At 55.8% G+C, this 26,771-nt stretch carries 24 protein-coding genes and 1 tRNA gene; 3 read left to right on the forward strand and 22 right to left on the reverse strand.

The window, feature by feature from the left end; translation table 11 throughout:
- Nucleotides 1-61: 61 nt before the first annotated feature.
- From KAJ71_RS11485 to xerD, 7 genes are all read right to left on the reverse strand, one after another.
- Nucleotides 62-1,102: a hypothetical protein gene (locus KAJ71_RS11485; protein WP_248945864.1), complete on the reverse strand. Its 1,041-nt coding sequence runs from the start codon at nucleotides 1,100-1,102 to the stop codon at nucleotides 62-64.
- A 114-nt stretch (nucleotides 1,103-1,216) separates the two neighbouring features.
- A tRNA-Gly gene (locus KAJ71_RS11490) sits at nucleotides 1,217-1,290 on the reverse strand.
- 156 nt (nucleotides 1,291-1,446) lie between these two features.
- Nucleotides 1,447-2,964 (reverse strand): lysine--tRNA ligase, encoded by a 1,518-nt coding sequence (gene lysS, locus KAJ71_RS11495; RefSeq protein WP_021806189.1) that lies wholly within the window; start codon nucleotides 2,962-2,964, stop codon nucleotides 1,447-1,449.
- A gap of 9 nt (nucleotides 2,965-2,973) precedes the next feature.
- Nucleotides 2,974-4,072, reverse strand: a protein-coding gene (prfB, locus tag KAJ71_RS11500) for a peptide chain release factor 2 (protein ID WP_098929871.1) whose coding sequence is annotated in 2 segments (ribosomal slippage) — nucleotides 2,974-3,996 and nucleotides 3,998-4,072 — 1,098 coding nt in all. Because the reading frame shifts where the segments join, the coding sequence is not laid out codon by codon here.
- A 149-nt stretch (nucleotides 4,073-4,221) separates the two neighbouring features.
- On the reverse strand, nucleotides 4,222-5,955 hold the full coding sequence (recJ, locus tag KAJ71_RS11505) for a single-stranded-DNA-specific exonuclease RecJ (protein WP_248945865.1): 1,734 nt from the start codon (nucleotides 5,953-5,955) through the stop codon (nucleotides 4,222-4,224).
- A 6-nt stretch (nucleotides 5,956-5,961) separates the two neighbouring features.
- The gene (dsbC, locus tag KAJ71_RS11510; RefSeq protein WP_248945866.1) at nucleotides 5,962-6,675 is read right to left on the reverse strand and encodes a bifunctional protein-disulfide isomerase/oxidoreductase DsbC; all 714 of its coding nucleotides are present in this window, start codon (nucleotides 6,673-6,675) and stop codon (nucleotides 5,962-5,964) included.
- A gap of 27 nt (nucleotides 6,676-6,702) precedes the next feature.
- Complete coding sequence (gene xerD, locus KAJ71_RS11515; protein ID WP_248945867.1) at nucleotides 6,703-7,602, reverse strand: site-specific tyrosine recombinase XerD; 900 nt, start codon at nucleotides 7,600-7,602, stop codon at nucleotides 6,703-6,705.
- A 93-nt stretch (nucleotides 7,603-7,695) separates the two neighbouring features.
- On the opposite strand from xerD, the gene fldB reads away from it, so the two are divergent.
- Nucleotides 7,696-8,214: a flavodoxin FldB gene (fldB, locus tag KAJ71_RS11520; protein WP_021179810.1), complete on the forward strand. Its 519-nt coding sequence runs from the start codon at nucleotides 7,696-7,698 to the stop codon at nucleotides 8,212-8,214.
- Between the two features lie 35 nt (nucleotides 8,215-8,249).
- Here fldB and creD read toward each other — a convergent pair whose 3' ends face one another.
- From creD to sdhE, 5 genes are all read right to left on the reverse strand, one after another.
- Nucleotides 8,250-9,638, reverse strand: a complete 1,389-nt coding sequence (gene creD, locus KAJ71_RS11525) for a cell envelope integrity protein CreD (protein ID WP_248945868.1) — start codon at nucleotides 9,636-9,638, stop codon at nucleotides 8,250-8,252.
- 103 nt (nucleotides 9,639-9,741) lie between these two features.
- Nucleotides 9,742-11,160, reverse strand: coding sequence for a two-component system sensor histidine kinase CreC (gene creC, locus KAJ71_RS11530; RefSeq protein ID WP_248945869.1), 1,419 nt, complete (start codon nucleotides 11,158-11,160; stop codon nucleotides 9,742-9,744).
- Nucleotides 11,157-11,852: a two-component system response regulator CreB gene (gene creB, locus KAJ71_RS11535; RefSeq protein ID WP_248945870.1), complete on the reverse strand. Its 696-nt coding sequence runs from the start codon at nucleotides 11,850-11,852 to the stop codon at nucleotides 11,157-11,159. Before creB ends, creC begins: the two co-directional genes overlap by 4 nt.
- Nucleotides 11,852-12,274: a protein YgfX gene (locus tag KAJ71_RS11540; protein ID WP_248945871.1), complete on the reverse strand. Its 423-nt coding sequence runs from the start codon at nucleotides 12,272-12,274 to the stop codon at nucleotides 11,852-11,854. The genes creB and KAJ71_RS11540 overlap by 1 nt, the downstream gene beginning before the upstream one ends.
- Nucleotides 12,255-12,521 carry an FAD assembly factor SdhE gene (gene sdhE, locus KAJ71_RS11545; RefSeq protein ID WP_024486357.1) on the reverse strand — a complete coding sequence of 89 codons (267 nt, stop codon included), beginning with the start codon at nucleotides 12,519-12,521 and terminating at the stop codon, nucleotides 12,255-12,257. Before sdhE ends, KAJ71_RS11540 begins: the two co-directional genes overlap by 20 nt.
- 300 nt (nucleotides 12,522-12,821) lie before the next feature.
- Between sdhE and ygfZ the strand changes: the two genes are divergently transcribed.
- Complete coding sequence (ygfZ, locus tag KAJ71_RS11550) at nucleotides 12,822-13,814, forward strand: tRNA-modifying protein YgfZ (protein WP_248946008.1); 993 nt, start codon at nucleotides 12,822-12,824, stop codon at nucleotides 13,812-13,814.
- 39 nt (nucleotides 13,815-13,853) lie between these two features.
- Here ygfZ and KAJ71_RS11555 read toward each other — a convergent pair whose 3' ends face one another.
- Nucleotides 13,854-14,351 (reverse strand): DUF2165 family protein, encoded by a 498-nt coding sequence (locus KAJ71_RS11555; RefSeq protein ID WP_248945872.1) that lies wholly within the window; start codon nucleotides 14,349-14,351, stop codon nucleotides 13,854-13,856.
- Nucleotides 14,352-14,583: 232 nt separating this feature from the next.
- Nucleotides 14,584-15,258 (reverse strand): PAQR family membrane homeostasis protein TrhA, encoded by a 675-nt coding sequence (gene trhA / locus KAJ71_RS11560; RefSeq protein WP_248945873.1) that lies wholly within the window; start codon nucleotides 15,256-15,258, stop codon nucleotides 14,584-14,586.
- A gap of 245 nt (nucleotides 15,259-15,503) precedes the next feature.
- Between trhA and KAJ71_RS11565 the strand changes: the two genes are divergently transcribed.
- Nucleotides 15,504-16,112 (forward strand): HD domain-containing protein, encoded by a 609-nt coding sequence (locus tag KAJ71_RS11565; protein WP_248945874.1) that lies wholly within the window; start codon nucleotides 15,504-15,506, stop codon nucleotides 16,110-16,112.
- A gap of 32 nt (nucleotides 16,113-16,144) precedes the next feature.
- Here KAJ71_RS11565 and KAJ71_RS11570 read toward each other — a convergent pair whose 3' ends face one another.
- From KAJ71_RS11570 to KAJ71_RS11605, 8 genes are all read right to left on the reverse strand, one after another.
- Nucleotides 16,145-16,891, reverse strand: coding sequence for an SDR family oxidoreductase (locus KAJ71_RS11570; protein WP_248945875.1), 747 nt, complete (start codon nucleotides 16,889-16,891; stop codon nucleotides 16,145-16,147).
- 173 nt (nucleotides 16,892-17,064) lie between these two features.
- Nucleotides 17,065-19,944, reverse strand: coding sequence for an aminomethyl-transferring glycine dehydrogenase (gcvP, locus tag KAJ71_RS11575; protein ID WP_248945876.1), 2,880 nt, complete (start codon nucleotides 19,942-19,944; stop codon nucleotides 17,065-17,067).
- An 85-nt stretch (nucleotides 19,945-20,029) separates the two neighbouring features.
- Nucleotides 20,030-20,416 carry a glycine cleavage system protein GcvH gene (gene gcvH, locus KAJ71_RS11580; protein ID WP_248945877.1) on the reverse strand — a complete coding sequence of 129 codons (387 nt, stop codon included), beginning with the start codon at nucleotides 20,414-20,416 and terminating at the stop codon, nucleotides 20,030-20,032.
- A gap of 29 nt (nucleotides 20,417-20,445) precedes the next feature.
- The gene (gcvT, locus tag KAJ71_RS11585; protein ID WP_248945878.1) at nucleotides 20,446-21,543 is read right to left on the reverse strand and encodes a glycine cleavage system aminomethyltransferase GcvT; all 1,098 of its coding nucleotides are present in this window, start codon (nucleotides 21,541-21,543) and stop codon (nucleotides 20,446-20,448) included.
- A 515-nt stretch (nucleotides 21,544-22,058) separates the two neighbouring features.
- On the reverse strand, nucleotides 22,059-23,261 hold the full coding sequence (ubiI, locus tag KAJ71_RS11590) for an FAD-dependent 2-octaprenylphenol hydroxylase (RefSeq protein WP_248945879.1): 1,203 nt from the start codon (nucleotides 23,259-23,261) through the stop codon (nucleotides 22,059-22,061).
- Nucleotides 23,262-23,379: 118 nt separating this feature from the next.
- Nucleotides 23,380-24,558, reverse strand: coding sequence for a 2-octaprenyl-6-methoxyphenyl hydroxylase (gene ubiH / locus KAJ71_RS11595; protein ID WP_248945880.1), 1,179 nt, complete (start codon nucleotides 24,556-24,558; stop codon nucleotides 23,380-23,382).
- 1 nt (nucleotide 24,559) lies between these two features.
- On the reverse strand, nucleotides 24,560-25,873 hold the full coding sequence (pepP, locus tag KAJ71_RS11600) for a Xaa-Pro aminopeptidase (RefSeq protein ID WP_248945881.1): 1,314 nt from the start codon (nucleotides 25,871-25,873) through the stop codon (nucleotides 24,560-24,562).
- Between the two features lie 90 nt (nucleotides 25,874-25,963).
- The gene (locus KAJ71_RS11605; protein WP_024486381.1) at nucleotides 25,964-26,542 is read right to left on the reverse strand and encodes a YecA/YgfB family protein; all 579 of its coding nucleotides are present in this window, start codon (nucleotides 26,540-26,542) and stop codon (nucleotides 25,964-25,966) included.
- Nucleotides 26,543-26,771 lie beyond the last annotated feature (229 nt).

Consider the following 26,771-nt stretch of genomic DNA (forward strand, 5'->3'; position numbering starts at 1 on the left):
GTGGCGGACTCAGCCCGGAACAATTTGAAAACCAGACCCTCGCTTAGTCGTGTGTCCATTGTTAGTGGGTAAGATCATGCTTCGTTGAGAAAGCATTACGGGCGTCTGAGGCTTTACGCTGGGGAACTTTGAGTTCCAGCCCCTCAGTCATATTCTTTTTAATCAGGTCATTACGTACAGCCCACTTGAAGACAGCAGCCATCTTGATGAGATATTTATTATTGATGGTAACCACATCCAGACAATCGGTCTTATCTTCACGGACCAGCAGGTCATTCAGAGTTTCATCCTTGAAGCGTTGCTTACGGTTCTTCGGTAACTGCTGAAGGGCATCCCGAACTCTTAGCATGTCAGCGCGTGTTATCGTATTAGCGTCAGCATTGAGACCTAGATAGTCGAAGATTTCGATTAACGCAGCGTGAGACGCTTTGTTTTCTCGTAAGGTAGCTGGTTTCCAGTTCTGAGCATTTTCCGCTTCGTACTGCTCAAAGAGACTCGCTACGCTAACGCTCGGAGCAGCTTCTTGTTTTACTTCTGGATAACTAACAGATAAGGACGCCGAGGCTTGGTTATTCGACCGTTCAAAATCGTTAAATCGATCGACGTAATCTATCAGCGGCTGACTGTCCCCCGCTTCGATACGCCTCATGCAAGCCTTAAATACCTTCAGGGCCTCATTGATGTAACGATGCTGGTCAATACTCAGCGGCTCACTAGCCAGAGCATCGGTAAGGCTCTCGCCAAGTTCTCCGTACTGGTCCCGATAGATATCCCTCATGTCCGGCTCGAAGAGGTCTGAACGCCCTGCTGAAAGTTCCCACTCTGCGATGTCCCTCAGGTGCTCTCTCATCCCCTCATAGGAAACGGTAGGGTTATCAGCATGGATTGCCTTAAGTGCTGCCTTAATATGCCGAGAGTGAGCCATAGCGGTTCGTCTGTCCTTGGTCCTTAACGATACTGAGGCAATCTTATCTTTATTTGATTTAGACGTCCAGACATCCTTAATCCCTTTCGTTTTCATACGAAAATAGTAAACGCCATTGCGCTGATACAGATAAGTAGTAACTGAAAGTATGCTGTTTGATTTTGACTGCTGAATCATGTGTCTGTATGCCCTGAGAGGGTTACACAGTAGGTTACAGTAAGTAACGCTGTAAGGAGGCGTTAAGCCTTGTCCCTTAGGATTCAGTAAGTTGGAATATTTTAAGAAGTGTCTTGGAGCGGGTGAAGGGAATCGAACCCTCGTATGCAGCTTGGGAAGCTGCCGTTCTACCATTGAACTACACCCGCTTAGGTGTGCGACTGGCATTATAACCGGTTATGCGCGCTGGGCAAGCGAAGAAAGCGCATAACTGCCGATGTTTTAAGCAGTTAGCAACAACCTGCTCTCTTCGGGCGAAAAAAACCGGCACAGTCACCTGCACCGGCTTAATCACTTGGCGAACGTCACTTGCTCGGGCGCATGGCCGGGAACAGGATCACGTCACGGATGGTGTGGCTGTTGGTCAACAGCATCACCATACGGTCAATACCGATGCCCAAGCCCGCGGTTGGCGGCAGGCCGTGTTCCAGCGCGGTGACGTAGTCTTCGTCGTAGAACATCGCTTCGTCGTCACCAGCATCTTTCGCGCTAACCTGATCGGCAAAACGTTGCGCCTGATCTTCTGCGTCGTTCAGCTCTGAGAAGCCGTTACCGATTTCACGCCCGCCGATGAAGAATTCGAAACGGTCGGTGATTTCCGGGTTCTCGTCGTTACGACGTGCCAGCGGAGAAACCTCTGCCGGGTACTCGGTGATGAAGGTTGGCTGGATCAGATGGCTTTCTGCGGTCTCTTCGAAGATCTCGGTAACCACGCGGCCCAGACCCCAGCTCTTCTCAACCTTGATGCCGATTGATTCGGCAATCGCTACCGCGCTAGCCATCTCGTTCAGATCGTCGAGGTTGGTTTCCGGGCGGTATTTCTTGATCGCTTCACGCATGGTCAGCTTTTCAAACGGCTTGCCGAAGTCAAACACCTCATCACCATAAGGCACCTTGACGTCACCCAACACGTCCTGCGCCAGCGTACGGAACAGCGACTCGGTCAGCTCAATCAGGTCTTTGTAATCCGCATACGCCATATAGAGTTCCATCATGGTGAACTCTGGGTTATGACGCGGGGAAACGCCTTCGTTACGGAAGTTACGGTTGATTTCGAACACGCGCTCGAAGCCACCTACCACCAGGCGCTTCAGATACAGCTCTGGCGCGATACGCAGGTACATGTCGATGTCCAGCGCGTTGTGGTGCGTGACGAACGGACGAGCAGACGCGCCGCCAGGGATCACCTGCATCATCGGGGTTTCGACTTCCATAAAGCCTCGACCCACCATGAAGTTACGGATCGCCGCCATCACCTGCGAACGGATCTTGAAGGTGTTGCGGGATTCTTCGTTGGCGATCAGATCCAGATAGCGCTGGCGATAACGGGTTTCCTGATCGGCCAGGCCGTGGAACTTGTCTGGCAACGGACGCAGTGCTTTGGTCAGCAGGCGCAGCTCGGTGCAATGGATAGACAGCTCGCCGGTCTTGGTCTTGAACAACTTACCGCGTGCGCCGAGGATATCGCCCAGATCCCATTTCTTGAACTGCTCGTTGTAAACGCCTTCAGGCAGATCGTCGCGTGCGACGTAGAGCTGAATGCGGCCACCCACATCTTGCAGCGTCACGAAGGAGGCTTTACCCATGATACGGCGGGTCATCATACGGCCAGCCACGGTCACTTCGATACCCAGTGATTCCAGCTCTTCGTTTTCTTTGCTGCCGTATTCGGCATGCAGCTTGTCGGAGGTGGTATCACGACGGAAGTCGTTCGGGAACGCAATGCCGTTCTCGCGCAGCGCGGCCAGTTTTTCACGGCGTGACTGCAGCTCGTTGTTGAGATCCAACGCCTGTTCGGCGCCTTGTGCTTGTTGCTCAGACATTTCTGTTCCTCATAACCCGGCTTTCAAACTTGCCTCAATGAATTTATCCAGGTCGCCATCCAGTACGGCCTGCGTATTACGTGTTTCGACGTTGGTGCGCAAATCCTTGATGCGGGAGTCATCCAGCACATAAGAACGGATTTGGCTACCCCAGCCGATATCGGACTTGTTGTCTTCCAACATTTGCTTGTCAGCATTTTTCTTTTGCATCTCGTATTCATACAGCTTGGCGCGCAGCTGTTTGAATGCCTGATCCTTGTTCTTATGCTGAGAGCGATCGTTCTGGCACTGCACCACAATGTTGGTTGGCAAGTGGGTAATACGTACCGCCGACTCGGTTTTGTTAACGTGCTGACCACCAGCACCGGAGGCACGGTAAACGTCAATGCGCAGATCGGCCGGGTTGATTTCGATATCGATATCGTCATCCACTTCCGGATAGATAAATACGGAACTGAAAGAGGTATGGCGGCGACCGCCTGAGTCGAATGGGCTCTTGCGTACCAGGCGATGCACGCCGGTTTCAGTACGTAACCAGCCAAACGCGTAGTCGCCGATAATCTTGATGGTGGCCGATTTCAGGCCCGCGACGTCACCGTCGGACTCTTCAATCACTTCCGTTTTAAAGCCTTTGGATTCCGCCCAACGCAGGTACATACGCAGCAGCATGCTGGCCCAGTCCTGTGCTTCGGTGCCGCCGGAACCTGCCTGGATATCCAGATAGCAGTCCGCACTGTCGTATTCACCTGAGAACATACGACGGAATTCTAATTGTTCCAGCTTGGCGCTCAGTTGATCGAGCTCAACCACGGTCTCGTTGAAGGTGTCTTCGTCTTCCGCCTCAACCGCCAGTTCCAGCAGGCCCGTGACGTCTTCACAGCCCTGTTCCAGCTGATCGATGGTTTCGACAATGGCTTCCAGCGACGAGCGCTCTTTGCCTAATGCCTGTGCGCGTTCAGGTTCGTTCCAAACGTCCGGCTGTTCCAGCTCGGCGTTCACTTCTTCTAAGCGTTCTTTCTTGGCATCATAGTCAAAGATACCCCCTGAGAACGGCTGTCCGCTCGGACACATCCTGAATGCGGTTTTTTACCGGATTAATTTCAAACATGATTTTTTGCGTTCTTTCGTTGATGTCGTCGATGGCGAAATGCCATTGGAACCGGTAATTCTAGCGGATCCAGCCGTCAGTTTATAGCGAGTTGGTCAGTTTTTGTGGGGATTGAGATTAAGGCACCCTTAGGTGCCTTGATAAAGCGATTAACGCGGCCAGAGGTGCTGGATCAGCAACTGCACGTTACGGTTGCCACGGAACTCGTTCACGTCCAGTTTGTACGCCAGTTCCACTTCTTTGATGCTGCTGTCCGGCCACTGTGTGGTGTCGATGTTGAAGGCGATGCCATCCAACAATGGGCCGCCACCGAGCGGTTCGATCATCAGCTTCAGGTGTTTCTCGCCCACCAGCCGCTGTTGCAGGATACGGAACTTGCCGTCAAAGGTTGGCTCAGGAAACGCCTGCCCCCACGGCCCGCCCTCACGCAGAAGCTCTGCGGTGGTCAGGGTCAGTTCCTGCATCATCAGTTCGCCGTCAGACCAGATCACCCCTTCCAGCATCGCCGGATCGAGCCATTCGCCGACCAGTTCGCCAAAACGCTGACGGAACTCGTCAAACTTGGCCTCTTCCAGCGACAAGCCCGCCGCCATGGCATGGCCGCCAAACTTCATCATCAGCCCCGGGTTCAGGGTATCGAGCCGCTCCAGCACATCACGCATATGCAACCCGGCCACCGAACGGCCAGAGCCTTTCAGAATGCCATCCCCCGCAGGAGCAAAGGCGATCACCGGGCGATGGAAACGCTCTTTGATGCGTGAAGCCAGAATGCCCACCACGCCCTGATGCCATTCCGGGTGATACATCGCCAACCCGTAAGGCAGTGCGGTGGTAGTGCGTTCCAACTGATCGCACAGTTCCAGCGCTTCCACCTGCATCCCCTGCTCAATCTCACGCCGGGTCTGGTTGAGCGCGTCGAGATCGTTGGCTAGCATACGCGCCTGGGCAATATCGTCGCTCAACAGCATGGCTACGCCGATCGACATATCGTCCAGCCGCCCTGCCGCGTTCAGCCGTGGCCCAAGGGCAAAGCCGAGATCGCTGGCGGCCAATTGCCGCGCGTCACGGTTGGCCACTTCCAGCAGAGCGCGAATACCTGGCCGACACTTGCCAGCCCGGATACGGTTCAGCCCCTGATACACCAGAATACGGTTGTTGGCATCCAGCGGCACCACGTCCGCCACCGTGCCCAGCGCCACCAGATCCAGCAGTTCGGCCAGATTAGGCATAGCCAGCGCACGCTGTTCGAACCAGCCGCTGTCACGCAGCTTGGCCCGCAGCGCCAACATCAGATAGAAGGCAACGCCTACACCGGCCAGGGATTTGGAGGGAAAATCGCAATCACGCAGGTTCGGGTTGACGATCGCCTCCGCTGCGGGCAGGGTTTCCCCCGGCAGGTGATGATCGGTGACCAGTACCTGCATTCCCTTGGCATGCGCGACATCTACGCCTGCATGCGAGGAGATACCGTTATCGACCGTGACGATCAGTTCAGCACCCCGAGCCGCCGCCTGCTCCACCACTTCGGGGCTCAGGCCATAGCCATCTTCAAAACGGTTGGGTACCAGATATTCGATGGAGCTACAGCCCATGCTACGCAGGGCCAGCACCGTCAGCGCGGTACTGGTGGCACCGTCGGCATCAAAGTCGCCCACCACCATGATCCGGCGGCCATCGGCCAGTGCCTGCTGCAGTATCACTACCGCAGCATCGATACCGCTCAACTGCTGCCAAGGCAACATGCCCTTGACGCTACGCTCCAGTTCCTGCTCGCCCTTAACCCCGCGCAACGCGTATAAGCGACGCAGCAGCGGTGGTAGGCTGGCGGGTAAATGGCTGGCATCTGCCGCCTCGCGGCGGCGTAATTGGGTTTTGATACTCACCGTGACTTATTTCGTGGCTGCGGAGGCTGCATGCGCATCCAACATCGCGGCCATCTCTTTCGGCCCTTGGTAGCCAGGAATAACCATGCCGTTTTTCAGCACGATAGCCGGGGTGCCGGAAATGCCAAACTGGACGCCCAGCGCATAGTGCTGGCTGATATCGGTTTTACAGGTTGCCGGAGAAACCGCGTCGCCCTTCATGGCGGCATCGAAGGCTTTAGCCCGGTCTGCGGTACACCAGATGGAACGCATATCTTTCTCTGCCTGAGATTCCAGCCCCTGACGTGGGAACGCCAGGTAACGCACGGTGATGCCCAGATCGTTGTACTCTTTCATCTGCTCGTGCAGTTTGTGGCAATAGCCGCAGGTGATATCGGTAAACACGGTGATCACGTGTTTCTCTTTCGCCGCTTTGTAAACGATCATCTGGTCTTTCAGTGCTTCCAGACGGGTCATCAACAGCTGGTTAGTCACGTTGACCGGCTCACTGCCGCTGACGTCGTACAGCGGCCCTTGCAACACGTGTTTGCCATCTTCCGTTACATACAGCGTGCCGCCTTCGGTCAACACGGTTTTCAGACCGGCAACCGGCGAGGGTTGCACGTCTGCCTGCTTAATGCCCAGGCTACCTAACGCTTTCTGAATGGCTGCATCGTCAGCATGGGCCGCGCCGGTTACCGAAGCCACCAGCAGGGAGAGCAGCATTAAACCTTTTTTCATTCTTCCAATCCTTTCGATCCCAGCGCGTCAGGCGCGCGGGTGATGCTGTTGATGTAGCTGTTTCAATCTTTCAGTAGCTACATGGGTATAAATTTGTGTGGTTGAGAGATCGCTATGCCCCAATAACATCTGTACGACACGAAGATCGGCCCCATGGTTCAGTAAATGGGTGGCGAAAGCGTGGCGCAGCACATGCGGAGACAGCCGTTCGCTGTCGATACCGGCTAGGATCGCATAGTGTTTAATCCGATGCCAGAACGTCTGGCGGGTCATTTGCTGGCTGCGGTTGCTGGGGAACAGCACATCCAGCGTCTGGCCGTTCAGCATCCAGGGCCTGCCGTGTTCCAGATAATTTTCGATCCAGTACACCGCTTCTTCACCCAACGGCACCAGGCGCTCTTTGTTGCCTTTACCGATCACCCGCACTACGCCCTGGCGCAGGCTGACATCGCTGATGGTCAACCCCACCAGTTCCGACACACGCAACCCGGTGGCATACAACACTTCAAGCATCGCCTTATCGCGCAGTTCTAACGGTTGATCGACGCAAGGTGCCTGTAGCAAGGCCTCGACCTGCGCTTCGCTCAGATCCTTGGGTAGCCGCTGCGGTAACTTGGGCGAGGCCAGCAACGCGGTGGGGTCATCCGCCCGCATTTTTTCACGATTGAGATATTGGAACAGACGGCGCATCGCGCTTAGCAACCGGGCTGAACTGGTCGCTTTGTATCCACCCTCCACCCGTTCGGCGAGAAAGGCCTGTAGATCCAGCGCTTCGGCCTGTAACAGGCTGCGGTTATTAGGGGCCAGCCAACCGGCCAGCGCCTGTAAATCGAGCCGATAAGAGGCCAGCGTATTCTCTGCCAGATTGCGTTCGATCCACAACGCATCCAGGAATTGCTCAATCAGCGCACTGTCTTGCTGTTGCACGCGGTCCTCTCTTGGTTACGTTTCTGCCACAGGCATTATGCCTTAAGGTATACTCGTTGCAATTCTACACACGGCATTATAAACGGTTTAATTATGAAGATTGGTCTGTTTTACGGCTCCAGCACCTGCTACACCGAGATGGCGGCAGAAAAAATCCGTGAGATTCTGGGTGAAGACCTGGTCGACCTGCACAACCTGAAAGACGTTTCCCCCAAACTGATGGAAGACTATTCCATTCTGATCCTGGGCATTCCAACCTGGGATTTTGGTGAGCTGCAAGAGGATTGGGAAGCGATTTGGCCGCAACTGACTGAACTAGATCTGAAAGGCAAGATCGTCGCCATGTACGGGATGGGCGATCAGTTGGGTTATGGCGAATGGTTCCTGGATGCGCTGGGGATGTTGCACGATCAGCTTGCCCCACAGGGCGTGCAGTTTATCGGTTTCTGGCCGATTGACGGCTTTGAATTCACCAGCCCCAAACCACTCAGCGCCGACGGCAAACATTTTGTTGGCCTGGCGCTGGATGAGGTAAATCAATACGACCTGAGCGAAGAGCGCCTGCAACAGTGGTGTGAACAGATCCTGCTGGAGATGGAACCGCTGCTGTAACGAAATTGGGCGCGATATCGCGCCCAACAAAACCTTTACTTCCACAATCTGAAACGGCTCTCGCCATTACTGGCCGCGATTTCAGCGGTTTCTGGTTCAGCAGTGTTCTCCTTCAAACGAGCCGGGTCGGCCACCTGATACCAGTCCAGCTTACGTGTCAGCAGCATAATGCCCGCCAGAACCCCGAACAGCAGCACCGAACCCAATACCAGCGCGTTATCTTCCGACTGCAACAGCATATACAGAATGCCATACAGCAGTAGCAGGCTGGCGGCGAACAGCATCCCACGGCGCATCCCGCGCAACACGGCGCTGAGGTAGAAGGCAATCAGTCCACTACAGGCCACGCTCGCCAGCAGGTACGCCACGTCGAACCCCAGATGTTCTGAGAAAGCCAGTAGGATCAGATAGAACAGCACCAGCGCAGCTCCCACCAGCAGATACTGGATTGGGTGCACCCGCAGACCGGTCAGGGTTTCGAACAGGAAGAACGCCATAAACGTCAGCCCCAGGAACAACACCGCATACTTCACTGCCCGCTCGGTCAGTTGGTAGTGATCGACCGGCTCGATCAGGCTGGTGGTGAAGGTTGGCAGCTTTTCCTCTTCCATTATGCCGTTGTCATACATGAAGGAGCTATTGATGTTGTTGGCAAACCAGGTGCTACGCCAGCGGGCAGAGAAGCCTCTATCGGTCACCTTGCGCTCATCCGGCAGGAAGTTGCCCAAGAAGTTCGGGTGCGGCCAGTTGCTTTGTAATAGCAGCTCGGAACTGCGCCCTACCGGCACCAAGGACAAGCTGCTGGTCCCCGCCAGGTTAAGAGTGAAATCCGCCGTCAGCCCTTCTTTCTGCAACGAGGCTAAGACCAGCGGCGCATGGATCCCCTGAGCAAGCCCGCTGACCAGGGTACCCGGTTCAAACTTGGCCTGCTGTTGAATGCCGTTGAGGGCAGAAATGCTTTTGATACCGCGAGAATCGCTCAATGACACCATCAGGAAAGGCTGGCCGACAGTGACGTTACTGTGTTGTAAATCCTCCAGATCGGGTTGGCCGAATTTCACCTGGAAATCCAGTGGCCCCTGATACACCTGAGTCTGGTAAATACCCAGCTTGCGGATCTCGACGTTGGGCTTGCCATTCACCACCAAGGACTCCGGCAAGACAAAACGTTGATAACGGCGGATCTGCATCTCGACCTCACCTTTTTCGTTCTTCTTCTCTTCACGCAAGGTGTACGGGATCACGATCACTGGCCCAAGAATACGTTGCGCACGGCTGGTGCTTTCACTGACTTGCCCCACCACGCTCTGGCGATAGCCGCTGCGCTCCTGTACCACATCCATGAGCATGCCCACCGGGATCATCATCAGGATCATCAATCCCAGTAGGGTGGTTATTTTCCAAAATAGTACCGATTTAAACATCGTCGCAGACTCCTTGTAGGTAATGTCGCTACCATAAAGTCGGCAAGTGAAATCAGAATGTGGTTATGTGAAGGGAAGGTGAAGTGCGGTCAATAAGTTGCAATCAAAGCGGTAAAGTGAAGATAGCCTTCGCACCGGTGGGCTGCAGGTTTTGCAAACGGATGGTGCCACGATGCAGGCGCACCACTTCCTGCACGAAGTTCAGGCCCAGGCCGCTGCTCTTGGGTTTATCTTCCCGCGCCAACGAATAGAAGCGTTCAAACACCTTATCCAGCGCATAGTCGGGAATGCCGCTGCCGGTATCGCAGATGGTGATTTGGTAATGATGCTCCAACCGCTCACCATCAATACTGACCGAACCGCCAACTGGGGTGAAATCCAGGGCATTATCCAGCAGATTGCTCAGCGCCTGCCCCAGTAAAAAAGCATCCCCGGTCAGTGAGGCTTCCGCTAGCTCCCCCAGTTTGATCGTGACACCACGCTGCGCCGCCTGTGCTTCTTTGCCCGCGACAATCTGCCGGACTAACGGCGCCAGCGCTATCGTTGCCAGTTCCAAACCAGGCCGACTTTCTAACTGCGCCTGCACCAGCAGCTTATCGACCAATTGTTGAATGCGGGCGCTCTGCTGTTCGATGTTGGTCAAAAAACGTTTCGCCGTCGCCGGAGGCGGTGACTCCTGAAGGAGTTCTGCCGCACCACGGATCGCCGCCAGCGGGCTTTTCAACTCGTGAGTCAGGGTATGCACATACTGTTCAATATAGGCCTTGCCCTCCAGCTTCATGCGCATACTTTCCAGCGCTTGCGCCAGTTGGGTCAGCTCAACGCTGCCCATGTGAGGCAGCGGAACTACCTCACCGTGCGCCACCCCGTCGGCATAGCTCACCAGGCGGTTGATCGAGCGGTTAATCCACCAGACGAACCCCAGCCCGATCGCCAGCGCAATCCCCAATAGCACCGCACCCGCCAGCAAAATACGCCGCTCGCTGCGGCGGATCACCGGTGCCATGGTGCTGTTGGGCTTGCCGACGCTCAACACGCCGATAATCTGCCCTTGCTCCACCACCGGTGCGGCCACGTACATCACCGAACTGCTCTCGTCATCGGCAATCGTCCGGGTGCTGCGCGCACCGTATTGGCCACGTAAAGTCAGATAAACATCGTTCCAGCGGGAGTAATCCTGCCCCAGCGCCTGGCCTGATGAATCAAAAATCACTTTGCCACGCCCATCGGTAAGATAGACGCGATATTCGTTACGATCTTTGCGGATCCCGGCAATATTGGCCCCGATTGGCCGCTGGTTAAGCTGGGCGATAGCCTGCGCCAACTGACCTTTTGCCGCATCCCCATGTCTCATATCCAGCCGAGCTACCTGCGCCAGCAGGTTGGCGGTATCCACCAACGTGCCTTCGGTGGCACGCCGTACGCCAGGCTTGACCTCCTGCACGAAAATGCTCAGTACAAAATAGCCCGCCACCGCTACGATCAGGAAATAGCCCAACAGCAGACGCAGGCCAATCCTCATGGCTGGCGGCTCACGCTGTAACCTAAGCCACGATGGGTATGGATCGGAGGTTCTGCGGCATCCATCGCCCGCAGTTTGGCACGCAGCGTTTTGATATGGGTATCGACGGTACGATCCAGGCTCTCTTCCGCCTGTGCCCAAACGATGTCCATCAACTGCTGGCGGGAGAACACCCGGCCAGGCGCTTGCAACAGGGTTTTCAGCAACAAAAATTCATAGCGGGTCAGCGGCAGCGGCTGTTGGTGGTAGCAGATCGTGGCCCCCTCTTCATCCAGGGTAAAGGCACCAAAATGATAGAGAGTCGGCTGCTGCAAGCGCTGCTGCTTGTGCAAACGCCGCAGGATAGTACGCACGCGGGCGCTGACCTCACGCGGGGAAAAGGGTTTGGCGACGTAGTCATCGGCGCCGATTTCCAGCCCGATCAGGCGATCGAGTTCACCGCTGCGGGCGGTAAGAAACAGGATCGGTAAATCCGCCGCCTGCGCCAGCAGCCGACGGCAAAGCTCAAAACCGTTGATATCGGGAAGACCAACGTCGAGGATCACCAACGCCGGTAAGCCCTGTTGCAAAGCCTGCAAGGCAGGCTCGCCACGTTCAAACCAACGAACCTGAAAGCCTTCGCTCTCCAAGGTATAAATCAGCGTATCCGCAATGCTGGGCTCGTCTTCTACCAGCCAAAGCAGCGGTTTCATTAGGCTTCCTCGTCGGTGGCGGATTGCTCAAACAACAACCGCTGACGCAGTTGGCGCCAATCCGCTTTGCTCATGGAATCCGAAGCCAACCACAGCCGATGGCGTTTTTTGCCGTTGACCTGCTGAAGCGACAACAAAATACCGAACCCAGGCATCCAGGGCTTTTTCACCATCAGCCATTCCTGGTCATGCCACTCAATCCGGCGTTCAGCCAGTAACCACAGTTCTCCCTGCCTGGATGCAATGCACTTTTGGCTGCGAATGCACTCAAACACCACCAACGTCAACAGCACCAACCAGATCAGGCCATAGCCTTCCGACCACGGAGCGATCAGGATCAACAAAATCAGCAGGCCGTGAGTCAGCAACGAGATTAACTGGGTACGCCACGAAACGCGGACATCACATCGCCACTGGGCCACGGGCTTTATTTCGCGTTTGGATCAGGGACACCATTCTCTGCAGATCTTGATCGTGCGGAGCGCCATGATTCATCAGCCAGTTAAACAGATCGGGGTCGTCACATTCGAGCAAGCGGATGAATACGGCCTTGTCTGCATCGCTCAGCGTATCGTATTCATGTTCGAAAAACGGCATGATCGAGATATCCAACTCACGCATGCCGCGGCGGCAGGCCCAGTGAATACGTGCTTTATTATTAATATCCATGTTGTTATGACTAACCTCTTTTCGGCATGGCTTGCCATGCTCTTGGGCAACCGACACTTGGTATGGCAACACGCGCACAATTTAATTCCGTCAGCCAACGATTTGAGTGAAAATGGGTATCGTTGGCCGTAAGCGCCTAGAGTAACAATTTGACATACTCGCCGGGAAGGGCGTTCACCAAACAAAACATAAAATGTTAAAAACAGCGCTGTCTGGTAATAACTGTTTGCAAAGCCAGCCGCCTCTTTTACCATGGTAGCAACCCCAACAGGTATGCTAAACATGCAGCAGGAACTGATTATGGCGTTCAATATTCCTTTTCCACCCCGTCAACCTTCCGCCTCCCCCCATCTGCCACTGACGCTGATCTCACTGGAAGATTGGGCCATGGTGCAGTTGAGCGGGCCAGACACGGTAAAATATCTTCAGGGCCAGGTCACGGCCGATATCGACAAACTGGCGGCCGACCAACACGTGCTATGCGGCCATTGTGATGCCAAAGGCAAGATGTGGAGCAACCTGCGTTTATTCCACCACGGTGAAGGCTTTGCCTATCTTGAGCGCCGCAGCGTGCTGGATAGCCAACTGGCGGAAATAAAGAAATACGCGGTGTTCTCCAAGATCACCATCGCGGCAGACAGCAATGCGGTGCTGCTGGGCCTCGCTGGTCTAGAGGCACGGGCCGCCTTGGCGAAAGTATTTACCACCCTGCCAAATGCGGAACATCAAGTGGTGCAAGACGGCGATACCACCTTGCTGCACTTTGCGCTGCCAGCAGAACGTTTTGTGCTGATCACCACGGCAGAAACCGCTGCTCTGCTAGCTTCCAAGCTGGAAGGGCAAGCAGAGTTGAACGATAGCCGCCAATGGTTGGCACTGGATATCGAGGCCGGTTATCCGGTAATTGATGCAGCAAACGGTGCGCAACTGATCCCTCAGGCAACCAACCTACAAGCGCTGGACGGGATCAGCTTCAGCAAAGGCTGCTACACCGGGCAAGAAATGGTGGCTCGCGCCAAGTTCCGAGGAGCCAACAAACGCGCCCTGTACTGGCTGGAAGGTAAAGGCAGCCACGTTCCGCAGGCGGGTGACGATCTGGAGTTGAAGCTGGGTGACAACTGGCGGCGTACCGGCACTGTGTTAGCGGCAAGTGCGCTGGCTGACGGGACGCTGTGGGTGCAGGTGGTGATGAATAACGATCTGGAAGCGGACAGCGTGCTGCGCGTACGCGATGATGTCAGCAGCCAGTTAGCCATCAAGCCTCTGCCTTACTCACTGGCAGAAGAAAAGTAAATATTTTGGCCGCAGGCATCGCGCCTGCGGCCAGACGAGTTATTCGTCCAATTCCCCATCACGCGGCACCAGATAGATCAGCACCAGCAAAATGGTGACAAAGAAGCGGAAAGCATCAGGCACCCCATTCCACTGTTTTGACATCCACATGCCAAACCACTCGCCACCAACCGACATAAAGGCCACCTGCCAGGTGAGGAAGCCTAACGTCAGCCCCGCGATGGCGAAGGTTTTGGCCCGATTAAATTTGGCCGCTGGCAATTTCAGGCCGCACAGCAGGCGTATCCCCCCAATCCAACACAAAATAGCGGTGAGGGTTTCCAACGCAATAATGCCGATATACCCCACCTGATGCAGCCATGGCGACTGGATAGAACGATAGGTGATCGTGGCATCGGGGAATATCGTATCCATCATAAAAACATGACGTACGAAAGCGAAGTTGGTGTCGTAATCGGTGATATTGCCAAAGGCCACCAATGAGGCAAATAGCGCGATAGCGCAGACCAGCAGCGCTTTGGATAAACGAACGATCATAGTGATGAGTCCTGGGTAGTGATCAAAGGCACCGGGAGGTGCAAAATTCCCCCATAGATCTCAAGATGCAGGTCAGCCAGCAGCAAGCGCAGCCAACCCCTGCGACTTGAAAGCGAGGGGTTTGGCGGGCTCAGAAATAAAGCTAAGGCTTGCTGGATACCCGAAAGAAACAAGCGCCTCTTTTTAACCCAAAAGAAACGCTTTGGCAATATATCAACAACAGATTGGCGAATTATACGTAAAGATAAATCGCCATAAAGTGGCACACGCTGCCGCCGAGCACAAAACCGTGCCAGATCGCATGGCCAAAACGGAAGCGTTTCGAGGCGTAGAAAATCACTCCTAGCGTATACACCACGCCCCCCACCGCCAGCAAAGTGACTCCACCGACTTCTAGGCGCATCGCCAACTGATAAATCACGATCAGCGACAGCCAGCCCATGGTCAGGTAAGTCACCAGCGACAGCACCTCAAATCGGTGCGCAAACGCCAGTTTGAAAATCACCCCGAACAACGCCAACCCCCAGATCACCACCATTAACCCTCTCGCTAACGGTGAATCCAACCCCACCAGCAGGAACGGTGTATAGGTACCAGCGATCAGCAGGTAGATGGCACAGTGGTCAAATTTTTTCAGCCAGTGCTTGGCCCTTTGATGCGGAATGGCATGATACAAGGTGGAAGCCAAGAACAGCAGGATCATACTGCCGCCATACAGGCTATAACTGGTGATGGCCGTTACCCCAGCGCCGTCGTTTACCGCTTGAACCAACAGCAGCACCAAGCCGACAATCCCAAACACTAAACCGATACCGTGACTGATGCTGTTGGCAATTTCCTCTGCCCATGGATAAGCCGTGGCATGCAACTGGTCGGCCCCGACTTTCACTTCGTCCTTTTTACCCATAGCGCGCAACCCCTCAAAACAACGCATATTGTGCGAAATAACCGCAGATGAGATTAGCTGAGAATGATTCCAGTGTACACGTGTACGCTAAAATAAAACTGTGAACGCTTGTAACACCGCGCTAACATCGAAATCCTCAGCCCGCTAGGCTACAATCGACATGCTTTGCGCCCTATGGATTTCAGTTACCGTCAGTTAGGCTGGAAAACAGCGGGTATCCCATCATCCACCTAGAGGTTCGTACCATGCCATCCGCTGTACCCGCGTTAGACTTTGGCTCCATGACTCAAACCATCCAGTTTCTGATGGAAATCGACAAACTTAAAAGCGTGCAACGCCGTACCAAGGTGATGGGCACCCAGCGTCAGGAAAACTCGGCCGAGCACAGTTGGCACTTTGCCATTGCGGCCTTGAGCCTGGCCCCTTATGCCAGCGATGAGGTGGACATTCAGCGCGTGATCCAGATGGCCCTGCTGCACGATATCGTCGAGATCGATGCCGGTGACGTCATGGTTTACGATCTGGCGGCTCGGGCAGCGATCCACGATCAGGAAGTGGCGGCGGCAAAACGGCTGTTCGGGATATTGCCGGAACCTCAACGTGGTGTTTTCACCGCGCTGTGGCAGGAGTATGAAGAAGGCGCAAGCGCCGATGCCCGCTTTGCGCTGGTGCTGGATCGCTGCATGCCAATGCTGATGAATCTGCACAACGGCGGTCAGAGCTGGGTAGAGAATGATATCAGCCTGCAACAGGTATTGGACCGTAATACCATGATTGCCGATATCCATCCTGAGTTGTGGCACTATTTGGAGCAGCATTTGCAGGATGCACAGCGTAAAGGCTGGTTGAAGTAATCGATTAGGGCGCCGATGGCGCCCTTGCTGGTTCAGCGCCCGCCAGCGGCCTCGATAAAGCTGCCGGTGACGTAGGACGCCGCATCGGAAAGCAGCCAGGCAACGGCTTGCGCCACTTCCTCTGGCTGACCGCCCCGCTGCATTGGCAACGCAGACTTCACCCGATCTACGCGCCCCGGCTCTCCTCCACTGGCATGCATCTCGGTGTAAATACAACCCGGCCTTACGCAGTTGACGCGTATCCCCTGCGCCGCCACTTCCAACGCCAGACCAGTAGTCAACGTATCCACCGCTCCTTTTGACGCTGCATAATCAATATATTCCCACGGAGCCCCCAGACGCGACGCAGCCGAAGACACGTTAACTATCGCTCCGCCCTGCCCACCATGGCGTAGCGCCATACGTTTTACCGCTTCGCGACAGCAAAGAAAATATCCGGTGACGTTAGTCGTCAGCACCTTATTGATCCGCTCGGCGGTGAGTTGCTCAATGCTCGCCTGTTGGAACAGAATGCCTGCGTTATTGACCAGTGCATCGACTGGCCCCAACGTGGCTTCCAGTTCGGCAAACATCGCCCCTACCTCTGCTTCCTCGGCGATATCTGCTTGCAGAGCCAGCGCCTTGCCTCCCAGTTGGCGGATCTGCGCCACCACTAACTCAGCAGCAGCACTATCACGCAGATAATTGACGCCCACCGCATAGCCCTGCTGGGCCAATAATAATGCCGTCGCGCGGCCTATGCCCCGGCTGGCACCGGTCACTAACACTACTTTTGTCATTACGGTTCCTTGCTGTTGAGATCAGAAACGACTGCCGGTACTCACGAAAGCAAGTCCGATAACTTGCTGCTCGACGATAGGTTAATCAGTGAACAGCAATCGCTGCGGTGCTGCAATAAAAAAGGGACGCAGCATCATGCAGCATCCCTCGATCATCATGTTGGCTGGTGGTGTTATTCGTAATCGCTCATCGGTACGCAAGAGCAGAACAGATTACGGTCGCCGTAGACATCATCCAGGCGCTTCACGCTCGGCCAGTATTTATTCTCACGCACACCCGCTATCGGGAATACAGCCAGCTCGCGGCTGTAAACATGCTGCCAGTCGCTGACCAGCTCGGCCTGCACGTGCGGTGCGTTGACCAATGGGTTGTCTTCCAGTGGCCATTCACCAAGCTGTACGCGATCAATCTCGCTGCGGATAGCCAGCATCGCATCGATAAAGCGATCCAACTCCACTTTGTTTTCCGACTCGGTCGGTTCAACCATCAGCGTGCCTGCCACCGGGAACGACATGGTTGGCGCATGGAAACCGTAGTCGATCAGACGTTTGGCAATATCCATCTCGCTAATGCCAGTCTCTTCTTTCAGTGGGCGAATATCCAGAATACATTCGTGCGCCACGCGGTGATCGCGGCCGGTATACAGCACTGGATAAGCGTCTTTCAGACGGGTTGCGATGTAGTTGGCATTCAGGATCGCCACCTGGCTGGCCTGCTTAAGCCCTTCCGCGCCCATCATGCGGATATACATCCAGCTGATCGGCAAGATAGAGGCACTGCCGAACGGTGCAGCAGAAACCGCGCCCTGCTGGGTGGTAACACCATCAATCTGCACCACGCTGTGGCCCGGCACGAACGGTGCCAGGTGAGATTTCACGCCGATAGGCCCCATGCCTGGGCCACCACCGCCGTGAGGGATACAGAAGGTTTTATGCAGGTTGAGGTGCGATACGTCCGCGCCGATATAGCCCGGCGTGGTGATCCCCACCTGCGCGTTCATGTTGGCACCGTCCAGATAAACCTGGCCGCCAAACTGATGCACGATCTGGCACACTTCGCGGATGGTTTCTTCATACACGCCGTGGGTTGACGGGTAGGTGACCATGATGCAGGACAGGGCTTCCCCGGCCTGCTCGGCTTTCACCCGCAGATCGTGCAGATCGATGTTACCGTTCTTGTCACAGGCTACAACCACCACGCCCATGCCCGCCATCTGGGCAGAAGCCGGGTTGGTCCCATGCGCCGAGCTTGGGATCAGGCAGATATTACGCCCAGCCTCATTGCGGCTTTCATGGTAGCGGCGGATCGCCAGCAGACCAGCATATTCGCCCTGTGCACCCGAGTTAGGCTGCATGCACACGGCATCGTAACCAGTCAGTTGCACCAACCACTGGGAAAGTTGCCCAATCATCACTTGATAACCTGCCGCCTGCTCTGGTGGGCAGAACGGGTGCAGTTCAGAGAATTCAGGCCAGGTGATCGGGATCATTTCCGCAGCGGCGTTCAGCTTCATGGTGCAGGAACCCAGCGGGATCATCGCCTGGTTCAACGCCAGATCTTTACGCTCCAAACGATGCATATAGCGCATCATCTCGGTTTCACTGTGATAGCGGTTAAATACCGGATGCGTGAGGATCGGATCTTTACGCAGCATGGCCGCCGGGATCGACTGGCTATTTTTGCTCACGGCGGCATCCAGCGCATCGATATCCAAACCGTGGTTATCGCCTGCCAACAGGGCAAACAGCGTCTGCACATCTTCACGGGAAGTCGCTTCATCCAAGGTGATGCCTACTGCCCCGTGGATATCGGTACGCAGGTTGATGCCAAAGCCCAGCGCACGTTCCAGCACCGCCGCCTTGTCTTTCACTTCCACGGTCAGCGTGTCGAACCAGGTTTGATGGCGCAGTGGCAGGCCCGCTTGTTGCAGGCCAGCGGCCAGGATATCGGTCAGGCGATGGATACGCCCGGCGATACGTTGCAGGCCTTGTGGGCCGTGGTACACCGCATACAGGCTGGCGATGTTGGCCAGCAGCACCTGCGAGGTACAGATATTCGAGTTGGCCTTTTCGCGGCGGATATGTTGCTCACGGGTTTGCATCGCCATGCGCAGCGCGGTATTGCCAGCAGCATCGCGGGATACCCCGATAATACGGCCCGGCATCGACCGTTTGAATTCGTCACGGCAGGCAAAAAACGCCGCGTGTGGGCCACCGTAGCCCATTGGTACGCCGAAGCGTTGCGCAGAACCGAATACCACGTCGGCCCCTTGCTTGCCCGGTGCCGTCAGCAGCACCAGCGCCATGATATCGGCTGCCACGCTGGTGATGATTTTGCGCGTTTTCAGCTCCGCCAACAGGGCGCTGTAATCGTGCAGTTCACCGGTGGTGCCAACCTGTTGCAGCAGCACGCCAAACACGCCTTGCAGCTCCAGCACCTTCGCCGGTTTGTCGACGATCACGTCAAAGCCAAAGGTTTCGGCACGGGTGCGCACTACGTCCAGCGTTTGTGGGTGCACATCGTCAGCCACAAAGAAGCGGTTGGCGTCTTTCAGTTTGCTGGCACGCTTGGCCAACGCCATCGCTTCTGCGGCAGCGGTAGCTTCATCCAGCAACGAAGCAGAGGCCAGATCCAGCCCAGTCAGATCCAGGGTCAGCGTCTGGAAGTTGAGCAGCGCCTCAAGGCGGCCTTGCGACACTTCCGGCTGATAAGGCGTATAAGCGGTATACCAGCCTGGGTTTTCCAGCATGTTACGCAGGATCACCGGCGGCGTCAGCACTGCGCTGTAACCCATACCGATATAGGATTTGTAGCGCTGATTCTGTGAGGCAATCGCCTTCAATTCGGCCAGCGCCTGATGTTCAGTGGCCGCATCGCCAACCGGCGGAGGCCCTGGCAGTTGGATATCGGCCGGCACAATCTGTTGGATCAGCGCGCTGAGCGAGCGAGCGCCCACGGCTTCCAGCATCTGCTGCTGTTGCTCTGCGGAAGAGCCGATGTGGCGCTCGATGAACGCTTCGCTGTGTTCAAGTTGGCTGAGTGTCTGAGTCATTGCTACAAATTCCTGAATGCTTGCGGGGTACGGGATATAGCCTGAACGACAAAACGCCCCACAGGTTGGTGGGGCGTGATAGTGATTATTCGTCGATAGAAGCCTGATACGCATCGGCATCGAGCAACTTGCCTAGCTCTGCCTCGTCAGATGCCTTGATGCGGAACAGCCAGCCTTCGCCGTACGGCTCACTGTTGACCAGCTCTGGGGAGCTTTCCAGTTCGCCGTTAACCGCGATGATTTCACCGCTGATTGGCGCATAAATATCGGAAGCGGCCTTGACCGACTCCGCGACGGCACAGTCATCACCTGCGGAAACCTTGGTGCCGACTTCCGGCAGATCGACAAAGACCATATCGCCCAGCAGTTCCTGCGCGTGTTCGGTGATACCGACGACGTATTCGCCGTTGCCTGCGTCACGCACCCACTCATGGGAAGTGGCGTATTTCAATTCTGTTGGCACATTGCTCATTGGCCTGCTACTCCTTCGAAGAATAAAAACTAATTGATCAGTGACTTACCGGCACGTACAAAACCTGGCTTACAGACTTTCACTGGCATTTCACGGTTACGGATCTGTACGATAGCCTGCTCACCGATACCGGCCGGAACCCTTGCCAGCGCAATGCTGAAGCCCAGGGTCGGTGAGAAAGAACCGCTGGTGATCACCCCTACCTGCGGTTGACCGTTCGCATCGGTGAAATGCACCGGCAGCTCATTACGTAATACGCCTTTTTCCGTCATGATCAAGCCGACCAGTTGTTCGGTGCCTTTTTCGCGCTGCTGTTCCAACGCTTCACGGCCGATAAACTGACGATCCTGCGGTTCCCAGGCAACGGTCCAGCCCATATTGGCGGCTAACGGTGAAACACCTTCGTCCATTTCCTGACCGTAGAGGTTCATGCCAGCTTCCAGGCGCAGCGTATCGCGAGCGCCCAATCCGGCAGGTTTGACCCCTGCCGCCAGCAGTTTTTGCCAGAAATCCACTACCTGCTCTTTCGGCAGGGCAATTTCATAGCCCGCTTCACCGGTGTAGCCGGTGGTAGCAATAAACAGATCCCCCGCCTGCACGCCAAAGAAAGGCTTCATTCCTTCCACAGCCTGCTTCTGTTCTGGGGTAAATAAGGTCGCAGCGCGCTCTTTGGCCTGTGGGCCTTGCACCGCAACCAGCGCCAGATCGTCGCGCACCGTCAGCTCAACGTTGTACGCAGCCGCATGCTGTTCGATCCAGGCCAGATCCTTTTCGCGGGTGGCGGAGTTCACCACCAGGCGGAAATAGTCTTCGGTAAAGAAGTAGACGATCAGATCGTCGATCACGCCGCCGGACGCATTCAGCATGCCGGTATACAGCGCTTTACCAGATTGGGTGAGTTTGGCGACATCGTTCGCCAGTAGGTAACGCAGGAATTCACGGGTACGAGCACCGCGCAGATCCACGATGGTCATATGGGAGACATCGAACATGCCGGCATCCTGACGCACGGCGTGGTGTTCATCAATCTGGGAGCCATAGTGCAGCGGCATCATCCAGCCATGAAAATCAACCATGCGCGCACCGCACGCCACGTGCTGGTCGTACAGTGGGGTTTGCTTTGCCATCTTTTCCCTCTTTCCACTCAAGTAGCCGAAGACAGGGTGTTATTACGCAATAAGGCGGGTATGGCTCGCGGGCCTGATTGCGCGAAACACGCTGGCTGCTCAACACAAATTGCCTCGCCAATGGTCAACGACGCAAACGATACCTTTGCCCTGACGTTAACACCGAACGTTCCTATTAACCATAAGTTAAAATAGGCTCGACCGGGTTCAGGGTCGGTAAAATGCCGCGCTAGTTTGCAGAGTTTTTCACTGGAAAAATGCGCTTTAAGGCACAAAATTAACAATTAAAGCGGCAAAAATCCGAAGTTATATAACAAACAGGGGCTGGGATAGAGAATTTCGGTTTTTGATAACCGACCATGGAATTAGAAAAAGTAATGGAAAATTTTGCCTGAAATTAGAATTTCTCAAACGAAGGGGAGGTATAAGGGAAATCGATGACGGGTACAACATGCAGATTAGCGGGCGCAGCATGCGGCGCCCCTCATTAGTAAGGTTTGTCAGCCCCGAGCTGACTAGGCGAGCCAGTCCGGCAGATCGTTAAGCCCCATGGCCTGCCGCACCAGTTTCGGCTTCACGCCCGGCAGGCTATCGGCCAGCCTTAAGCCCACGTCACGCAGCAGCTTCTTCGCCGGGTTATGGCCTGCAAACAGTTCGCGGAACCCTTGCATGCTCGCCAGCATCACTGCGGCACCGTGCTTGCGGCGGCGCTCATAACGGCGCAAATACAGGTGCTGGCCGATATCCTTGCCCTGGCGTTGCAGGCGTTTCAGCTCGGATATCAGCTCGGCGGCGTCCATAAAGCCCAGATTCACGCCCTGCCCAGCCAGCGGATGCACGGTATGTGCTGCATCTCCTACCAGCGCCAGACGATGGGCGGCAAAACTACGAGCGTATCGCCCGGTCAGCGGGAAGGTTAACCGCTCGCTTTCGAGCTGGCAGTTGCCCAAACGCATATCAAAGGTCATAGCCAGTTCGCGGTTAAAGGCTTCCGGTTCCAGCTGTTGCAGCCGTTCTGCCTCTTCTGGCGCTACCGACCAGACGATCGAGCTCAAATGCGGATCGCTAAACGGCAGGAAGGCCAGGATCCCTTCGCCATGAAACACCTGGCGGGCAGTAGCCAAATGGGGCTCTTCGGTGCGAATGGTCGCCACCAGCGCGCTGTGGCGGTAGTCCCAGAAGGTCAACGGGATATCGGCGTGCTGACGCAACCAGGAGTTGGCGCCGTCGGCACCGATCACCAGCCGGGCGGTTAACATGCGGCCATCTTCCAGCGTGACGAAGGCGTCGTTTTCCCCCCAAGCCACCTGTTTCAGCGCGGCCGGGGCTAGCAGCGTCACATCGGCCAACGTGGCTGCCTTGTGCCACAACGCCTGCTGGATCACCTCATTTTCAATGATATGGCCGAGATGGCTGAAACCGCATTCGTCGCCGCGAAACGCGATCTTGCCGAAGCTGTCACGATCCCAAACTTCCATTGCGTTATACGGGCTGGCGCGTAGGTTGAGGATCTCATCCCACACACCAATCCTTTGCAGCAAACGTTCGCTGGCGGCGTTGATGGCAGATACGCGCAACGCTGGCTGTTCTGGCAGCGGCGATAACTCCGGCTGCCGATGTTCCAACACCGCTACGCGCAGGCCACTGCCCTGCAAACCGCAGGCCAGTGCCAATCCCACCATACCGCCACCGGCGATAATCACATCAAATGATTGCATGCTGCTTGAGTTCCTTAAATTTGCCCCTCACCCCAACCCTCTCCCACAGAGAGAGAGCTGATTCGGTGACCGTTATCAATATTTTGCCCCACTTCAACAAGGAATATGAGGGAATAAATTAGCGTTCAACCCAGCCTAACGTGCGTTTGGCAAAGGCATCGCGCATGGCCGGTAGCTGCTCCATCGCCATTAGACCCAGATTACGCCCAGCGACCAGCGGCGCGTAGCTATTGGCAAACAGGCGGATCAAACCGTCGGTGACGCCAATGGTCGCCTGCTGATCCTGTTGCCGACGTTGCTGATACTGGCTCAATAGCGCATAGGCCCCCAGATCGGTACCCGCCTGCGCGGCTTCTGCCAGGGTTTCCGCCAGCGACATCACGTCACGCAGGCCCAGGTTGAACCCCTGCCCGGCGATCGGATGCAGCGTTTGCGCCGCGTTGCCGACCAGCGCCAAACGGTGGCTGACATGTTGATTGGCCCTCAACAGGTTAAGCGGATAACTGTGGCGCTTACCCGCCTTCAGCATCTTGCCCAACCGCCAACCGAACGCCTGTTGCAACTCGCTGAGAAAACGCTCGTCGCTCCAGCTATCGACCTGTTCACGAGTTTCCCGTGCGTGGCACCAAACCAACGAGCTACGCCCACCAGACATCGGTAACAGCGCCAACGGCCCGTAACGGGTGAAGCGTTCAAACGCCCGCCCTTGCGGTGCCTCGGCCGTCGAAACGTTGGCAATGGTGGCAAACTGCGGGTAATCACTCTGCTGCCACTGGATATTGCAGGCCTGCGCCAACGCCGAACGTGAACCGTCCGCCGCCACCAGCAACTGGCCCGTCAGGCGCTGCCCGTTATCTAACAGCACTTGCGCGCAATCGACGGTGCGCAGCACATCGACCACTTTAGCCGGGCAATGCAGGGTGACCCCAGGAGCTTTTGCCAGCAACGCAAACAACCGCTGCCCAGCGTCGTGCAGTTCAATTACCTGCCCCAACGCCTCCACCTGATAGTCCTGTGCGTGCAGGTTCACAAAACCGGCATGCCCGCGATCGCTGACGTGGACGTGAGTGATCGCCGTGGCGCAGTCTCGCAGCGCAGCCCAAACGCCGATACGCGCCAGCTGTTGGCAGGTTCCCTGCGCCAAAGCGATAGCCCGCGCATCAAAGCCTGGATGCGCACGATCATCCGGCCGAGTGGCCTCCACCAGATCGACCGCCACCTTGCCCTGCGTCAGTGATGAAATCGCCAGCGCCAACGTAGCGCCCGCCATTCCACCGCCCACAATGATTACGCTCATGTTATCTGGCCGCCGCCATCAAGGCTTCAATCGCGTCAGCATCCTTCACCACGCTGGCGGTCAAATTCTCATTGCCGTCTTGCGTGATCAGGATGTCATCTTCGATGCGGATACCGATACCGCGATACTCCTGCGGCACATCGGCATCCGGCGCGATGTACAAGCCAGGTTCAACCGTCAACACCATGCCAGGCTCCAGCACGCGATCACGGCTCGCTGAACCATAGTGACCCACGTCATGCACATCCAGCCCCAACCAATGGCTCAAGCCGTGCATAAAGAACTGGCGGTGTGCCTGCTCGGCAAACAGCTGTTCCACGTCGCCCTTCATCACGCCCAATTCAACCAACCCGGCGATCATGATGCGAACGACCTGATCGTTCACTTCGCGAATGCTGATGCCCGGTTTAAACAGTTCCAGTGCCTTGTTGATCGACGCCAGCACGATGTCATACACCGCCCGCTGCGGCTTGCTGAACTTGCCGTTAACCGGGAAGGTGCGGGTGATATCGCCGGCATAACCACGATATTCACAGCCGGCATCAATCAGCACCAAATCGCCGTCGCGCATTTCACACTCGTTTTCGGTGTAATGCAGGATGCAGCCATTTTCTCCGCTGCCGACGATGGTGTTGTAAGACGGAAAGCGAGCCCCCAGGCGATTAAACTCGTGCAGGAGCTCCCCTTCGAGCTGATATTCGAACATGCCCGGGCGGCACTTCTCCATCGCACGGGTATGCGCTAGAGCGCTGATCTCTCCGGCGCGGCGCATGACCGCTACTTCTTCTGCCGATTTGAACAGACGCATGTCATGCAGCCACGGACGGTAATCCGTCAGGGTTGCAGGTGCTTCCAGGTTCTGACGGAAGCCTTTACGCAGTTTATCCAGCGCGCCGAACAGGATTTCATCGGCATAGGCATATTGCCCCTGCGCGTGATACACCACATCCAGGCCGTTGAGCAGCAGGTGCAACTGATCGTTGATTTCGTCGAAGGCCAGTGCGCGGTCTACCCCCAGCTTGGCCGGAGCCGCGTCTTGCCCCAAACGGCGGCCAAACCAGATTTCTGCCGTCAGATCGCGTACGCGGTTGAACAGCACACTGTGGTTATGAGTTTCATCACTCTTCACCAGGATCAACACCGCTTCCGGCTCGTTGAAACCGGTCAGATACCAGAAATCACTGTTCTGACGGTAAGGATATTCAGAGTCTGCACTGCGTGTCGCTTCCGGTGCGGCAAAAATCACTGCCGCGCTGGCCGGAGCCATCTGTGCCAACAAAGCCTGACGGCGTTTATGAAATTCCTGCTGGGTCATCACATCTCCTGAAATCGGTTTATGCCACCTGCTGAACGCAGTCAGTAGGGGTTATCAGCGCTCTCGGCCAACGGACGTGGGATCCGCCGGTCAGTGCAACGTTGGCCTTTTATTTTCCGGGGCCGTCGGTTTCTGGCGGGTAAATTCAGTATGGCAAAGCAACGCAGCAACGCGCACGTACTCCACCACTTCTTCCAGCGACTGTTCCAGTTCTTCCTGGTCTTCGCCTTCGTCATAACCCAGTTGAGCGATATTACGCAGATCGTCGATCGCCTCGCCCACTTCATCTTTCACCTGCGCCAGCTTCGGCTGCATCATGCCCAGCCCCAACAGGAAGTGGTTTACCCAACCCGCCAAGGCATCCGCACGGTCAAACACGCTGACGGTTTCGCCTTCCGGCATCATCAGTTGGAACATGAACTCGTCATCTTCCAGCGTATCACGAGTGATTTCATGCAGCTGCTGTAACGGTTGGCTCAACGCCTGCGGGAAGGCAATGCCCTCGTTGGTCAGATCAAACACCAGCGTCTGCCAGCTGGCGTCACGGTTGCCGCCGCACAGCAGGCCACTGATCAAACCGTGCATCTCAGCGGCGGTTAAAGCAACCGCCTGCTGGTTAAGAGCCACGGTCAAAGATTGGTAACTTGGAAATGTATTCTGTATAGACATGCGCATTCGTCATCGTTGGCAGGATAAGTTCGTGTTATGCTACCACCAAGGTCCGTTGGTATACCAGTTGAGGCAACACCTCAGTGGCTAGTTATAATCAGCGCAGTCCGGGCAAACGTACGGTAAATACGCATTTTGCAACCGTTTTTTGTCTGGTAATGTTAGGCGCGGCAGATTACAACCAGGTACTGAAAAAGTGTTGAATCTTGGTACCCAGGTATATATAGTG

This window comes from Serratia silvae (genome assembly GCF_023282985.1).
GTDB lineage: Bacteria > Pseudomonadota > Gammaproteobacteria > Enterobacterales > Enterobacteriaceae > Chania > Chania silvae.

Coding starts and splice junctions, on each gene's coding strand:
- gcvP (WP_248945876.1), bottom strand. CDS start 19,944: ATGACTCAGACACTCAGCCAACTTGAACACAGCGAAGCGTTCATCGAG.
- creB (WP_248945870.1), bottom strand. CDS start 11,852: ATGAAACCGCTGCTTTGGCTGGTAGAAGACGAGCCCAGCATTGCGGAT.
- KAJ71_RS11555 (WP_248945872.1), bottom strand. CDS start 14,351: ATGATCGTTCGTTTATCCAAAGCGCTGCTGGTCTGCGCTATCGCGCTA.
- sdhE (WP_024486357.1), bottom strand. CDS start 12,521: ATGGATATTAATAATAAAGCACGTATTCACTGGGCCTGCCGCCGCGGC.
- lysS (WP_021806189.1), bottom strand. CDS start 2,964: ATGTCTGAGCAACAAGCACAAGGCGCCGAACAGGCGTTGGATCTCAAC.
- KAJ71_RS11565 (WP_248945874.1), top strand. CDS start 15,504: ATGCCATCCGCTGTACCCGCGTTAGACTTTGGCTCCATGACTCAAACC.
- creD (WP_248945868.1), bottom strand. CDS start 9,638: ATGTTTAAATCGGTACTATTTTGGAAAATAACCACCCTACTGGGATTG.
- gcvT (WP_248945878.1), bottom strand. CDS start 21,543: ATGGCAAAGCAAACCCCACTGTACGACCAGCACGTGGCGTGCGGTGCG.
- ygfZ (WP_248946008.1), top strand. CDS start 12,822: ATGGCGTTCAATATTCCTTTTCCACCCCGTCAACCTTCCGCCTCCCCC.
- pepP (WP_248945881.1), bottom strand. CDS start 25,873: ATGACCCAGCAGGAATTTCATAAACGCCGTCAGGCTTTGTTGGCACAG.
- fldB (WP_021179810.1), top strand. CDS start 7,696: ATGAAGATTGGTCTGTTTTACGGCTCCAGCACCTGCTACACCGAGATG.
- dsbC (WP_248945866.1), bottom strand. CDS start 6,675: ATGAAAAAAGGTTTAATGCTGCTCTCCCTGCTGGTGGCTTCGGTAACC.
- creC (WP_248945869.1), bottom strand. CDS start 11,160: ATGAGGATTGGCCTGCGTCTGCTGTTGGGCTATTTCCTGATCGTAGCG.
- ubiI (WP_248945879.1), bottom strand. CDS start 23,261: ATGCAATCATTTGATGTGATTATCGCCGGTGGCGGTATGGTGGGATTG.
- KAJ71_RS11605 (WP_024486381.1), bottom strand. CDS start 26,542: ATGTCTATACAGAATACATTTCCAAGTTACCAATCTTTGACCGTGGCT.
- KAJ71_RS11570 (WP_248945875.1), bottom strand. CDS start 16,891: ATGACAAAAGTAGTGTTAGTGACCGGTGCCAGCCGGGGCATAGGCCGC.
- ubiH (WP_248945880.1), bottom strand. CDS start 24,558: ATGAGCGTAATCATTGTGGGCGGTGGAATGGCGGGCGCTACGTTGGCG.
- KAJ71_RS11485 (WP_248945864.1), bottom strand. CDS start 1,102: ATGATTCAGCAGTCAAAATCAAACAGCATACTTTCAGTTACTACTTAT.
- trhA (WP_248945873.1), bottom strand. CDS start 15,258: ATGGGTAAAAAGGACGAAGTGAAAGTCGGGGCCGACCAGTTGCATGCC.
- gcvH (WP_248945877.1), bottom strand. CDS start 20,416: ATGAGCAATGTGCCAACAGAATTGAAATACGCCACTTCCCATGAGTGG.